This window comes from Pseudomonas sp. FW300-N2A2 (genome assembly GCF_017351735.1).
Classification (GTDB): domain Bacteria; phylum Pseudomonadota; class Gammaproteobacteria; order Pseudomonadales; family Pseudomonadaceae; genus Aquipseudomonas; species Aquipseudomonas migulae.
The window spans coordinates 208077-221003 of record NZ_JACNDU010000004.1; the positions used below are offsets into that span (position 1 = coordinate 208077).

Genomic DNA, 12927 nt, shown 5'->3' on the forward strand with positions numbered 1-12927 from the left:
TTATCAAACTGCCAGACGCGCACGACCTTTGGCGCGACGACGCGACAGAACGGCACGACCGTTCTTGGTAGCCATGCGAGCACGGAAACCGTGGGTACGAGCGCGTTTGATAGTGCTTGGTTGGAAAGTACGTTTCATTGTCGTGTTACCTGGTTCGTCCACAACGGGCCGGAATGGCCCCCGTTTTAAGAGACCGGGGATTCTAGAGAAAGCAAGCCTCTAGGTCAATTTCCAACCAACGTTTCCTTATAAATAGATCTCCAGACGTTTTGCTCGTCTTCACCTCCAGCCAAATATAAAAATAAAGAAGGAAAGTATTTAAAGCTTTTCTGTAAAGCTTATAAAAGCTAGGACACCGATCATCTGTGGATAACTACCTTCAGGCCTTCTATCCCGTGCTGTACAGAGAATGACAACTACGGTGGAAAACGGTGGTCAGCCTGTGCTGCGCTGTCGGATAAGCTGTGTGTGAAAGGGGGTGTTATCCACAGGCAGGTTATCCACCGAGTTTCGCCCCCACTTGTGCAACGACCTCAAGGGCGGTTATCCACAGACCTTATGCACAGACCACTGGTCGTCTTTTTTACCTATAAAACGTTGATTCTTCTTGGTCAGTGACCCACCTACGTGTGGATAAGTCGGCGTCTGGTCGCTACAATGGCCGCTTGTTTTTGCCTCACCGGCTTTCAACTTAGGGGATATCCGTGTCAGTGGAACTTTGGCAGCAGTGCGTGGAGCTTTTGCGCGATGAGCTGCCTGCCCAACAATTCAACACTTGGATCCGTCCACTACAGGTCGAAGCCGAAGGCGACGAGTTGCGTGTCTACGCACCGAATCGTTTTGTTCTCGACTGGGTCAACGAAAAGTACCTGGGCCGCGTCCTTGAACTGCTGGATGAGCATGGCAATGGCATGGCGCCGGCGCTTTCCTTATTAATAGGCAGCAAACGCAGTTCGGCTCCACGGGCTGCCCCGAATGCGCCACTGGCTGCCGCCGCGTCTCAGGCACAGGCGGCTCAAGCGCCTGTCAGTGCTCCGGCACCTGCCCCGACGGCCACACCGAGCAAGCGTTCGACCCAGAAAGTTGCCGAAGTCAGTGAAGAGCCATCGCGCGACAGCTTCGATCCGATGGCCGGCGCCAGTTCTCAACAGGCCCCGGTACGTTCCGAGCAGCGCACGGTGCAGGTCGAAGGTGCGCTCAAGCACACCAGTTATCTGAACCGCACTTTCACCTTCGAGAACTTCGTCGAAGGTAAGTCCAACCAACTGGCCCGGGCTGCAGCCTGGCAGGTGGCGGACAACCCCAAGCACGGTTACAACCCGCTCTTCCTTTATGGCGGTGTTGGCTTGGGTAAAACTCACTTGATGCACGCTGTGGGTAACCATCTATTAAAGAAGAACCCGAATGCCAAGGTCGTGTACCTGCATTCGGAGCGTTTCGTGGCCGATATGGTCAAGGCGCTACAACTGAACGCGATCAACGAGTTCAAGCGCTTCTACCGTTCGGTGGACGCATTGCTGATCGATGACATTCAGTTCTTTGCCCGCAAGGAACGTTCGCAGGAAGAGTTTTTCCACACCTTCAACGCCCTGCTCGAAGGTGGCCAGCAGGTCATTCTCACCAGTGACCGCTACCCTAAAGAAATCGAAGGCCTTGAAGAGCGCCTCAAATCCCGCTTCGGCTGGGGCCTGACGGTAGCCGTCGAGCCGCCGGAGCTGGAAACCCGTGTCGCGATCCTGATGAAAAAGGCCGACCAGGCCAAAGTCGATCTGCCCCACGACGCAGCGTTCTTCATCGCCCAACGTATTCGCTCCAACGTCCGTGAGCTGGAAGGTGCGCTTAAACGCGTGATCGCCCACTCGCACTTCATGGGCCGCGATATCACCATCGAGCTGATTCGCGAATCCCTGAAAGATCTGTTGGCGCTGCAAGACAAACTGGTCTCTGTGGATAACATTCAGCGCACTGTCGCCGAGTACTACAAGATCAAGATTTCCGACCTGCTGTCCAAGCGTCGTTCACGCTCGGTCGCTCGTCCGCGTCAGGTTGCCATGGCGTTGTCCAAAGAGTTGACTAACCACAGCCTGCCGGAAATCGGCGATGTGTTTGGCGGCCGCGACCACACGACTGTTTTGCACGCCTGCCGCAAGATCAACGAACTTAAGGAATCCGACGCGGACATCCGCGAGGACTACAAGAACCTGCTGCGTACTCTGACAACTTGATGAACACCAGCGCAGCTTATTAAGGCAAGGGACTAGACCATGCATTTCACCATTCAACGCGAAGCCCTGTTGAAACCCCTGCAACTGGTCGCAGGCGTCGTCGAGCGCCGACAGACCTTGCCGGTGCTCTCCAACGTGCTGCTGGTTGTCGAAGGCCAGCAACTGTCGCTGACCGGTACCGACCTGGAAGTCGAGCTGGTCGGTCGTGTACAACTCGAAGAGCCGGCTGACCCGGGTTCCATCACTGTGCCTGCGCGCAAGCTGATGGACATCTGCAAAAGCCTGCCGAACGACGCGCTGATCGACATCAAGGTCGACGAGCAGAAGCTGGTGGTGAAGGCTGGCCGTAGCCGCTTCACCCTGTCGACCCTGCCGGCGAACGATTTCCCGACTGTTGAAGAAGGCCCGGGTTCGCTGACTTGCAGCCTTGAGCAAAGCAAACTGCGTCGTCTGATTGAACGCACCAGCTTCGCCATGGCCCAGCAGGACGTGCGTTATTACCTGAACGGCATGTTGCTGGAAGTCTCGGCAGGGATCATCCGGGCCGTGGCCACCGACGGTCACCGTCTGGCCATGTGCTCGATGCAGGCCGACATCGGTCAGCCGGATCGCCACCAGGTCATCGTGCCGCGCAAGGGTATCCTTGAGCTGGCGCGCCTGCTGACCGAGCCGGACGGCAATGTCAGCATCGTCCTGGGTCAGCATCACATCCGCGCCACCACAGGCGAGTTCACCTTCACCTCTAAACTGGTCGACGGTAAATTCCCGGACTATGAGCGTGTTCTGCCGAAGGGCGGCGACAAACTGGTGCTCGGCGATCGTCAGGCGTTGCGTGAAGCTTTCAGCCGTACCGCAATTCTGTCCAACGAGAAGTACCGCGGTATCCGTCTGCAACTGGCCAGCGGTCAGTTGAAGATCCAGGCCAACAACCCGGAGCAGGAAGAAGCGGAAGAAGAAGTGGGCGTTGAGTACAACGGCGGCAATCTGGAAATCGGCTTCAACGTGAGCTACTTGCTCGACGTGCTGGGCGTGATGACCACTGAGCAGGTTCGCCTGATCCTGTCCGACTCCAACAGCAGTGCGCTGGTGCAAGAGTCCGACAATGATGACTCGGCCTACGTTGTCATGCCGATGCGTCTGTAATCATGCTCAGCAGAAGCTAGATGTCATTAAGTCGCGTCTCGGTCACCGCGGTGCGCAATCTGCACCCGGTGACCTTCTCCCCCTCCCCCCGAATCAACATTCTTTACGGCGCCAACGGCAGCGGCAAAACCAGTGTTCTGGAAGCCATTCACCTGCTGGGGCTTGCCCGTTCGTTTCGTAGTACCCGCCTTTTGCCGGTTATTCAGTACGAGCAATTGGCCTGTACCGTATTCGGTCAGGTTGAGTTGGCTGAAGGTGGGCACAGCGCACTGGGGATATCACGGGACCGCCAAGGCGAGTTCCAGATCCGTATTGACGGGCAGAACGCGCGCAGTGCGGCACAGCTGGCGGAGATCCTGCCGCTGCAACTGATCAACCCTGATAGCTTCCGCCTGCTTGAAGGCGCACCGAAGATTCGCCGGCAGTTTCTCGACTGGGGCGTGTTCCACGTGGAACCGCGGTTCATGTCCACCTGGCAGCGCTTGCAGAAGGCCCTGCGCCAGAGAAACTCTTGGCTGCGGCATGGTACACTTGACGCCGTTTCGCAAGCGGTTTGGGACAGGGAACTGTGCCAGGCCAGCGCTGAAATTGATGAATACCGCCGTGCCTATATCAAAGCCTTGAAACCAGTCTTTGAACAGACCTTGAGCGAACTGGTTGAGCTTGAAGGTTTGACGCTCAGCTATTACCGAGGCTGGGACAAAGACCGCGAATTGAGTGCAGTGCTCGCTGGGTCCGTTCAGCGAGACCAGCAGATGGGGCATACCCAGGCCGGACCACAACGCGCTGATTTGCGCCTCAGATTGGGCGCACATAACGCCGCGGACATCTTGTCCCGCGGTCAGCAGAAGTTGGTGGTCTGTGCATTGCGGATTGCCCAAGGGCACCTGGTCAGCCAGGCCCGACGCGGCCAGTGTATTTATCTGGTGGATGACTTGCCGTCCGAACTGGACGAGCAGCACCGCCGCGCGCTTTGCCGCTTGTTGGAAGACTTACGCTGCCAGGTGTTTATCACCTGTGTAGATCACGAATTATTGAGGGAAGGCTGGCAGACGGAAACGCCAGTCGCTCTGTTCCACGTGGAACAGGGCCGTATCACCCAGACCCACGACCATCGGGAGTGAAGGCATTGAGCGAAGAAAATACGTACGACTCAACGAGCATTAAAGTGCTGAAAGGCCTGGATGCCGTACGCAAACGTCCCGGTATGTACATTGGTGACACCGACGATGGCAGCGGTCTGCACCACATGGTGTTCGAGGTGGTCGATAACTCGATCGACGAAGCTTTGGCCGGCCATTGCGACGACATCAGCATCATCATCCACCCGGACGAATCCATCACCGTTCGCGACAACGGTCGTGGCATCCCGGTAGACGTACACAAAGAAGAAGGCGTCTCGGCAGCCGAGGTCATCATGACCGTGCTGCACGCCGGCGGTAAGTTCGACGACAACTCCTACAAAGTATCCGGCGGTCTGCACGGTGTTGGTGTTTCGGTAGTGAACGCACTGTCCAAGGAACTGGTCCTGACCGTTCGCCGCAGCGGCAAGATCTGGGAACAGACTTACGTCCATGGCGTCCCGCAAGAGCCGATGAAAATCGTTGGCGAGAGCGAAACCACGGGCACCCAGATTCACTTCAAGCCATCGGCTGAAACCTTCAAGAACATCCACTTCAGCTGGGACATCCTGGCCAAGCGGATTCGTGAACTGTCCTTCCTCAACTCCGGTGTCGGCATCGTCCTCAAGGATGAGCGCAGCGGCAAGGAAGAGCTGTTCAAGTACGAAGGTGGCTTGCGTGCGTTCGTTGAATACCTGAACACCAACAAGACTGCGGTCAACCAGGTGTTCCACTTCAACATCCAGCGTGAAGACGGCATCGGCGTGGAAATCGCCCTGCAGTGGAACGACAGCTTCAACGAGAACCTGTTGTGCTTCACCAACAACATCCCGCAGCGTGATGGCGGTACTCACCTGGTGGGTTTCCGTTCCGCCCTGACGCGTAACCTGAACACCTACATCGAAGCTGAAGGCCTGGCCAAGAAGCACAAGGTCGCCACCACCGGTGATGACGCCCGTGAAGGCTTGACCGCGATCATCTCGGTGAAGGTGCCGGATCCGAAGTTCAGCTCCCAGACTAAAGACAAGCTGGTTTCTTCCGAAGTGAAGACCGCGGTCGAACAGGAAATGGGCAAGTACTTCTCCGACTTCCTGCTGGAAAACCCGAACGAAGCCAAACTGGTCGTCGGCAAGATGATCGACGCGGCACGTGCGCGTGAAGCAGCACGTAAGGCCCGTGAGATGACCCGCCGCAAAGGCGCGCTGGACATCGCCGGCCTGCCGGGCAAACTGGCTGACTGCCAGGAAAAAGACCCTGCCCTTTCCGAACTGTACCTCGTGGAAGGTGACTCTGCTGGCGGCTCCGCCAAGCAGGGGCGTAACCGTAAAACCCAGGCCATCCTGCCGTTGAAGGGCAAGATCCTCAACGTCGAGAAGGCGCGCTTCGACAAGATGATCTCTTCGCAAGAAGTGGGCACCTTGATCACCGCACTGGGCTGCGGTATTGGTCGCGACGAATACAACATCGACAAGCTGCGCTACCACAACATCATCATCATGACCGATGCTGACGTCGACGGTTCGCACATCCGTACGCTGCTGCTGACGTTCTTCTTCCGTCAGCTGCCAGAGCTGATCGAGCGTGGCTACATCTACATCGCTCAGCCACCGCTGTACAAGGTCAAGAAAGGCAAGCAAGAGCAATACATCAAAGACGACGACGCCATGGAAGAGTACATGACGCAGTCGGCCCTGGAAGATGCGAGCCTGCACCTGAACGAGGAAGCCCCGGGTATCTCCGGCGAAGCCCTTGAGCGTCTGGTGAACGACTTCCGTCTGGTGATGAAGACCCTCAAGCGTCTGTCGCGCCTGTACCCTCAGGAACTGACCGAGCACTTCATCTACCTGCCAGCGGTGAGCATGGAGCAACTGTCCGATCACGCAGCGATGCAGGATTGGCTGGCCAAGTATGAAGTCCGTCTGCGCACCGTCGAGAAGTCCGGCCTGGTCTACAAGGCCAGCCTGCGTGAAGACCGTGAGCGTAACGTCTGGCTGCCAGAGGTCGAGCTGATCTCCCACGGCCTGTCGAACTACGTCACGTTCAACCGCGACTTCTTCGGCAGCAACGATTACAGGACTGTCGTATCCCTGGGCGCTCAGCTGAGCACCCTGCTGGACGACGGCGCGTACATCCAGCGTGGCGAACGCAAGAAGCCGGTCACCGAGTTCAAGGAAGCCCTTGAATGGCTGATGGCTGAAAGCACCAAGCGTCACACCATCCAGCGATACAAAGGTCTGGGTGAGATGAACCCGGATCAGCTGTGGGAAACCACCATGGACCCAAGCCAGCGCCGGATGCTCAAAGTGACCATCGAAGACGCCATTGGCGCGGACCAGATCTTCAACACCCTGATGGGTGATGCGGTCGAACCTCGTCGTGACTTCATCGAAAGCAATGCCTTGGCGGTTTCCAACCTGGATTTCTGATCCAGCGGTTCTGCCAACAATAAAAAAGGCCAGCGCATTGCGCTGGCCTTTTTTATTGCGCTATCTCGCCCTTCAGCGGCGGTGCCAAATCGTATGGAACGCAGGCGTTTTGCCTCGGATCCTCACAGATAAGTCCTACATACGCTATCCCGAGTGCTCTTTATCCTACAGCCTCTTCGTCAAGTGTATGACTGACGGGAGCTATCATTTTTGGGATATCGAACAGGGAATGCAGTTATGCCAACACCCGCGTATTTAGTTATAAATGGAAATCGGCAAGGGATGATTACTGCCGGGACATTTACTCCAGAGTCGGTTGGTAACGTCTATCAGGAGGGGCACGAAGACCAAATCCTGGTCCAGGCATTCAGTCACCAAATTATCATTCCGAGAGATCCCCAATCGGGTCAGCCAACGGGCCAGCGTGTGCATAAGCCGCTGATGATCTCAAAGGTATTTGATAAATCATCACCGTTGATTTTTAACGCGTTAACGAGCGGAGAAGTGTTGAATAGCTGCCATATCGCTTGGTATCGGACTTCGTCGGCGGGGAAACAGGAACATTACTTCAGCATCGAGCTGGAAGACGCAGTGATCGTCGATGTGCAGACAAGAATGCCAAGCTGCCAGGATCCCAATATGGCCCACTTTACGCATCTCGAAGACGTGTATTTCACCTATCGAAAAATCACCTGGACTCACGAAGCCTGCGGTACTTCCGGTTCTGATGACTGGCGTGCTCCGATTATCAGCTAAGCCTCCCTGCTCTATTCGCAGGCATAAAAAAACCGGCTATATCAGCCGGTTTTTTTACGTCCGAAAAAAACTTATGCACCTTTTTCCATATTTTATGAGCTTAAGAAATATGTATATAAATCATAAACCTACAAACTAAATACGTTACTTTTCAGCAAAACGGTACACAGGTTATCCACAGAATCTCAGACAGCCATCTGATCATTGGCAGCCGGTGCTTGCGGAGCGGGTGGGAGCGAGCCCATTTCCCGTTGCATCTGCTCGTTCCAGGCCTGAACCCGGTCATTGAGGTTGGCAATCGCGCGGGGGCCACTGCCTTCGGCGTACATCGGCTCGCCGATGATCACAGTGATGACGCCCTGCTTCTTGGCCCAACCGGTTTTCGGCCAGAATTTGCCGGCATTGTGCGCAATCGGCAGCACCGGAAGTTCGGCGTTGACGGCTAACGCCGTACCACCTCGTGAGAATTTTCCGATGGTGCCGTAAGGGACCCGCGTTCCTTCAGGGAATATCAGTACCCAGACGCCGTCCTTCAGCAGTTCATCGCCCTGCTTCGCTACATGTTTGAGCGCGGCCTTCGGGTTGTCGCGGTCGATGGCGATCGGCCGCAGCATGGCCATGGCCCAACCGAAGAACGGTACAAACAGCAATGAGCGTTTCAGTACCTGGCTCAACGGCTCGAAATAGGCCGAGAGGAAGAACGTCTCCCAGGTGCTCTGGTGGTTCGACTGAATCACGCAGGGCTGGTCTGGCACGTTCTCGGCACCTTTCACTTCGTAGCTGATGCCCAGAAAGACTTTGCTCAGCCACAAGGCGCAACGGCACCAGTACACGTTGATAAAACGATAGCGCGCCTTGAACGGCAGAAAAGGCGCGATAAAAAAGCTCAGGCTGCACCAAAGCAAGGAGCTGGTGCCCAGCAGCAGGTAAAAGAGGAAGGTTCTGATGGCCTGCAATATCGACATGGCGACGTTTACCGTGCGGGCTCTGCCCGTCTATATAAAGCGCACTCCCGATCAATCCTTGGTCAGGAATCTCGAAAACGCTCTAATTGTGGATAAGTTCTGCGGCAATCGCCGCGAGATCGTCAAAAATCAAAGTGCCTACCGGTAGGGTTTTGCCCAAAGTCTTTTCGCCTTTCCCGGTCTTTACCAAAACTGGCTGAGAATCGACGGCTTTGGCGGCTTCCAGGTCACCAAGACTGTCGCCGACGAACCATAGATTAGTCAGCGATACGTTGTAATGCGTGGCGATGGTTTTCAGCATCCCGGGTTTTGGCTTGCGGCAATCGCAGCCTTCGTCCGGCCCGTGCGGGCAATAGACGATCAGCCCGACTTCACCGCCCTGCTCCGCGACCAACGAGCGCAAGCGCTCGTGCATGGCGTCCAGGGTGGCGACGTCGTAATAGCCGCGAGCGATGCCGGACTGGTTGGTAGCGACTGCTACCGTCCAGCCGGCCTTGCTCAACTGCGCGATGGCTTCGATCGAACCGGGGAGCGGTTTCCACTCCTCCACCGACTTGATGTAAGCGTCGGAGTCGTAATTGATCACCCCGTCCCGATCGAGAATCAGCAGTTTCAAACAGTCTTACCCCAGCAACGAAATATCGGCGACGCCGAGGAACAAGCCACGCAGACGCGCCAGCAGCGCATAGCGGTTGGCACGGACCTTGGCATCTTCAGCGTTGACCATGACGGCTTCGAAGAAAGCATCCACAGGCTCGCGCAAGGCTGCCAGACGTGCCAGCGACTCGCTGTACTGACGCGCAGCTGCCATCGGTTGAACCGCTTGGTCTGCCTGTTGAATCGCCGAGTACAGGGAGAATTCGTTGGCGTTGTCGAAGTACTTGGCTTCAACGACTGTAGGAACAGAACCTTCGACCTTGCTCAGCAAGTTCGAAACGCGCTTGTTCACTGCAGCGAGGGCCGCCGCTTCAGGCAATTTGCGGAACGCTTCCACCGCTTGTACGCGCTGATCGAAGTCCAGCGCAGAACCTGGCTTCAGGGCACGAACCGACAGGTAAGTCGCCACGTCCACGCCTTCATCTTCGTAACGGGCACGCAGACGGTCGAACACGAATTCCAGTACCGAGTCGGCCAGGCTAGCAGCCTTGACCTTGGCGCCGAACGCATTTACGGCAAAGGCCACGGCGTCGTTCAGGTCGAGGTCGAGCTTCTTGTCGATCAGGATGCGCAATACGCCCAGTGCAGCACGGCGCAGGGCATACGGGTCTTTGCTACCGGTTGGCAGCATGCCGATCCCGAAGATACCGACCAGCGTGTCGAGTTTGTCGGCGATGGCCACGGCCGCACCGGTCAGGGTGGTCGGCAGTTCAGCACCGGCACCGCGCGGCATGTATTGCTCGTTCAGCGCCAGCGCGACTTCTTCCGGCTCGCCATCGTTCAGGGCGTAGTAGTAACCGGCGACGCCTTGCATTTCCGGGAACTCACCGACCATCTCGGTCGCCAGGTCGCACTTGGACAGCAGGCCGGCACGGGAAGCCCATGCGGCGTTGCCGCCAATGCGTTGCGCGATGAACGCAGCAAGCTTGGAAACGCGCTCGGCCTTGTCGTAGACGCTGCCGAGTTTTTCCTGGAACACCACGTTTTGCAGGCGCAGGTTGAAGTCTTCGAGTTTCTGCTTCTTGTCTTGCTTGAAGAAGAACTCGGCGTCGGTCAGGCGTGGGCGAACCACTTTCTCGTTACCGGCGATGATTTGCTGCGGGTCTTTGCTTTCGATGTTGGCCACGGTAATGAAACGTGGCAGCAACTTGCCGTCGGCATCCAGCAGGCAGAAATACTTCTGGTTGTCCTGCATGGTGGTAATCAGCGCTTCTTGCGGCACGTCGAGGAAACGCTCTTCGAACGAGCACACCAGCGGCACCGGCCATTCAACCAGCGCGGTCACTTCGTCGAGCAGGGCTGGCGGAACGATCGCCGTGCCTTCCTGCATCGTCGCCAGTTCTTCGGTGCGCTTGCTGATAATTGCGCGACGCTCGTTGGCATCGGCCAGAACGTAAGCGGCACGCAAGTCGGCCAGGTAGTTGGCTGGCGAGGTGATGCGTACGCTTTCCGGGTGATGGAAGCGGTGACCACGGGAGTCGCGGCCGGCTTTCTGGGCGAGGATCGTGCAATCGATGACCTGGTCACCGAGCAGCATGACCAGCCATTGGGTCGGACGAACGAATTCTTCCTTGCGCGCACCCCAGCGCATGCGCTTCGGAATCGGCAGGTCATTCAGGGAATCTTCGACGATGGTCGGCAGCAGGCTTGCGGTCGGCTTACCGGCGATGCTCTGGCTGTAACGCAGTTTCGGACCGCTCTGATCGATTTCGCTCAGCTCTACGCCGCACTTCTTGGCGAAACCCAGTGCCGCTTGAGTCGGGTTGCCTTCGGCATCGAACGCCGCCTGACGTGGCGGGCCGTCGAGGTTGATGCTGCGATCCGGTTGCTGGGTAGCCAGCGCGGTGATCAGCACAGCCAGACGACGCGGCGCGGCGTAGACAGTTTTGGTCTCGTAGTTCAGGCCAGCGGCTTGCAGGCCTTTGTCGATACCGGCCAGGAATGCTTCGGCCAAGGTGTTCAGGGCCTTGGGTGGCAGTTCTTCGGTGCCCAGTTCAACCAGGAAATCTTGAGCACTCATTGTGCAGCCTCCAACTTGGCCAGTACTTCATCACGCAGGTCCGGGGTCGCCATCGGGAAGCCCAGCTTGGCGCGAGCCAGCAGGTAGGCTTGCGCAACGGAACGCGCCAGGGTGCGCACACGCAGGATGTATTGCTGACGCGCAGTCACCGAGATCGCCCGGCGCGCATCCAGCAGGTTGAAGGTGTGGGACGCCTTCAACACCATTTCGTAGCTCGGCAACGGCAGCGGCTGGTCAAGTTCGATCAGGCGCTTGGCTTCGCTTTCGTAGAAGTCGAACAGTTCGAACAGCTTCTCGACGTTGGCGTGTTCGAAGTTGTAGGTCGATTGCTCCACTTCGTTCTGGTGGAACACGTCGCCGTAGGTCACTTTGCCGAACGGACCGTCAGCCCAGACCAGGTCGTAGACCGAGTCCACGCCTTGCAGGTACATGGCCAGACGCTCGAGGCCGTAAGTGATCTCACCGGTCACCGGATAGCACTCGATGCCGCCCGCCTGCTGGAAGTAAGTGAACTGCGTCACTTCCATGCCGTTCAGCCAGACTTCCCAGCCCAGACCCCAGGCGCCCAGGGTCGGCGATTCCCAGTTGTCTTCGACGAAGCGAATGTCGTGGACCAGCGGGTCCAGGCCGACATGCTTGAGGGAGCCCAGGTACAGTTCCTGGAAGTTGTCCGGGTTCGGCTTCAGAACCACCTGGAACTGATAGTAGTGCTGCAGACGGTTCGGGTTTTCGCCGTAGCGGCCGTCAGTCGGGCGACGACTGGGCTGCACATAAGCGGCGTTCCAGGTTTCCGGGCCGATGGCGCGCAGAAACGTGGCTGTGTGGAAAGTCCCGGCGCCTACTTCCATATCGTAGGGCTGAAGTACCACGCAACCTTGCTCGGCCCAGTATTGCTGGAGGGCGAGGATCAAGTCTTGGAAGGTACGCACGGCTGGCGTAGGCTGGCTCACGAAATTCACCTGTTTCTTGGGCTGCGATTTAAAGAGCGGGAGTATACCCGATTCATTGCTGCGCACGCCCCCTGGAGCCTTATGCCACGCTGCTTTTGGTGTTCCGAAGATCCGCTGTACATGGCTTATCACGACCAGGAGTGGGGCACGCCGCTACGCGATGCGCAGGGTTTGTTCGAGTTGCTTTTGCTCGAAGGGTTCCAGGCCGGCCTTTCCTGGATCACCGTGTTGCGTAAACGCGAGCGATATCGCGAGGTGCTGTTCGGCTTCGATGTACAGCGCGTGGCGCAAATGAGCGACGCCGAAATCGATGAATTGATGCTCGATCCCGGGATCATCCGCAATCGCCTCAAACTCAACGCCGCCCGGCGCAATGCCCAGGCCTGGCTGGCGCTTGAAGACCCGGTCGAGTTTCTCTGGTCTTTCGTTGGCGGTACGCCTGTGATCAATCATTTCAAGGATCGCACCGAAGTCCCGGCGGTCACGCCAGTCGCCGTGGAAATGAGCAAAGGCCTGAAAAAAGCCGGCTTCACCTTCGTCGGCCCGACCATTTGCTATGCGTTGATGCAGGCCTCGGGGATGGTCATGGACCACACCCAGGATTGCGATCGCTACGCGACGTTGACGAACGGCGGTTAGAATAGCCGCCTCGCGCACAGCACAA

Annotated in this window: 11 protein-coding genes; 6 read left to right on the forward strand and 5 right to left on the reverse strand. The window is 57.3% G+C overall.

Annotation, left to right across the window (positions count from 1 at the left end; translation table 11 throughout):
* Positions 1-3: 3 nt before the first annotated feature.
* Complete coding sequence (rpmH, locus tag J4E42_RS08625; protein ID WP_003213577.1) at positions 4-138, reverse strand: 50S ribosomal protein L34; 135 nt, start codon at positions 136-138, stop codon at positions 4-6.
* Positions 139-704: 566 nt separating this feature from the next.
* Here rpmH and dnaA point away from each other — a divergent pair.
* The 5 genes from dnaA (at position 705) to J4E42_RS08650 (ending at position 7671) form a co-directional block, all read left to right on the forward strand.
* Entirely contained in the window at positions 705-2225 is a 1521-nt protein-coding gene (gene dnaA, locus J4E42_RS08630) for a chromosomal replication initiator protein DnaA (protein WP_192228143.1), read from the forward strand.
* Between the two features lie 39 nt (positions 2226-2264).
* Entirely contained in the window at positions 2265-3368 is a 1104-nt protein-coding gene (gene dnaN, locus J4E42_RS08635) for a DNA polymerase III subunit beta (protein ID WP_008027555.1), read from the forward strand.
* A 20-nt stretch (positions 3369-3388) separates the two neighbouring features.
* Positions 3389-4492 carry a DNA replication/repair protein RecF gene (gene recF, locus J4E42_RS08640; protein ID WP_008041454.1) on the forward strand — a complete coding sequence of 368 codons (1104 nt, stop codon included), beginning with the start codon at positions 3389-3391 and terminating at the stop codon, positions 4490-4492.
* A 5-nt stretch (positions 4493-4497) separates the two neighbouring features.
* Positions 4498-6915, forward strand: a complete 2418-nt coding sequence (gyrB, locus tag J4E42_RS08645) for a DNA topoisomerase (ATP-hydrolyzing) subunit B (RefSeq protein ID WP_008027559.1) — start codon at positions 4498-4500, stop codon at positions 6913-6915.
* A gap of 237 nt (positions 6916-7152) precedes the next feature.
* A complete protein-coding gene (locus tag J4E42_RS08650) occupies positions 7153-7671 on the forward strand; it encodes an Hcp family type VI secretion system effector (RefSeq protein WP_032832632.1) in 519 nt (172 codons plus the stop codon).
* A 185-nt stretch (positions 7672-7856) separates the two neighbouring features.
* Here J4E42_RS08650 and J4E42_RS08655 read toward each other — a convergent pair whose 3' ends face one another.
* The 4 genes from J4E42_RS08655 to glyQ all read right to left on the reverse strand — a co-directional run bounded on the left by J4E42_RS08655 (position 7857) and on the right by glyQ (position 12263).
* Positions 7857-8636 (reverse strand): 1-acyl-sn-glycerol-3-phosphate acyltransferase, encoded by a 780-nt coding sequence (locus tag J4E42_RS08655; protein WP_008027562.1) that lies wholly within the window; start codon positions 8634-8636, stop codon positions 7857-7859.
* Between the two features lie 82 nt (positions 8637-8718).
* Complete coding sequence (gmhB, locus tag J4E42_RS08660; protein ID WP_008027564.1) at positions 8719-9252, reverse strand: D-glycero-beta-D-manno-heptose 1,7-bisphosphate 7-phosphatase; 534 nt, start codon at positions 9250-9252, stop codon at positions 8719-8721.
* A 6-nt stretch (positions 9253-9258) separates the two neighbouring features.
* Positions 9259-11313, reverse strand: a complete 2055-nt coding sequence (glyS, locus tag J4E42_RS08665) for a glycine--tRNA ligase subunit beta (protein WP_207284997.1) — start codon at positions 11311-11313, stop codon at positions 9259-9261.
* Positions 11310-12263, reverse strand: a complete 954-nt coding sequence (gene glyQ, locus J4E42_RS08670) for a glycine--tRNA ligase subunit alpha (protein WP_003213601.1) — start codon at positions 12261-12263, stop codon at positions 11310-11312. The genes glyS and glyQ overlap by 4 nt, the downstream gene beginning before the upstream one ends.
* Before the next feature lie 81 nt (positions 12264-12344).
* Here glyQ and tag point away from each other — a divergent pair, with 81 nt between their 5' ends.
* Entirely contained in the window at positions 12345-12902 is a 558-nt protein-coding gene (gene tag / locus J4E42_RS08675; protein WP_207284998.1) for a DNA-3-methyladenine glycosylase I, read from the forward strand.
* Positions 12903-12927: the final 25 nt, after the last annotated feature.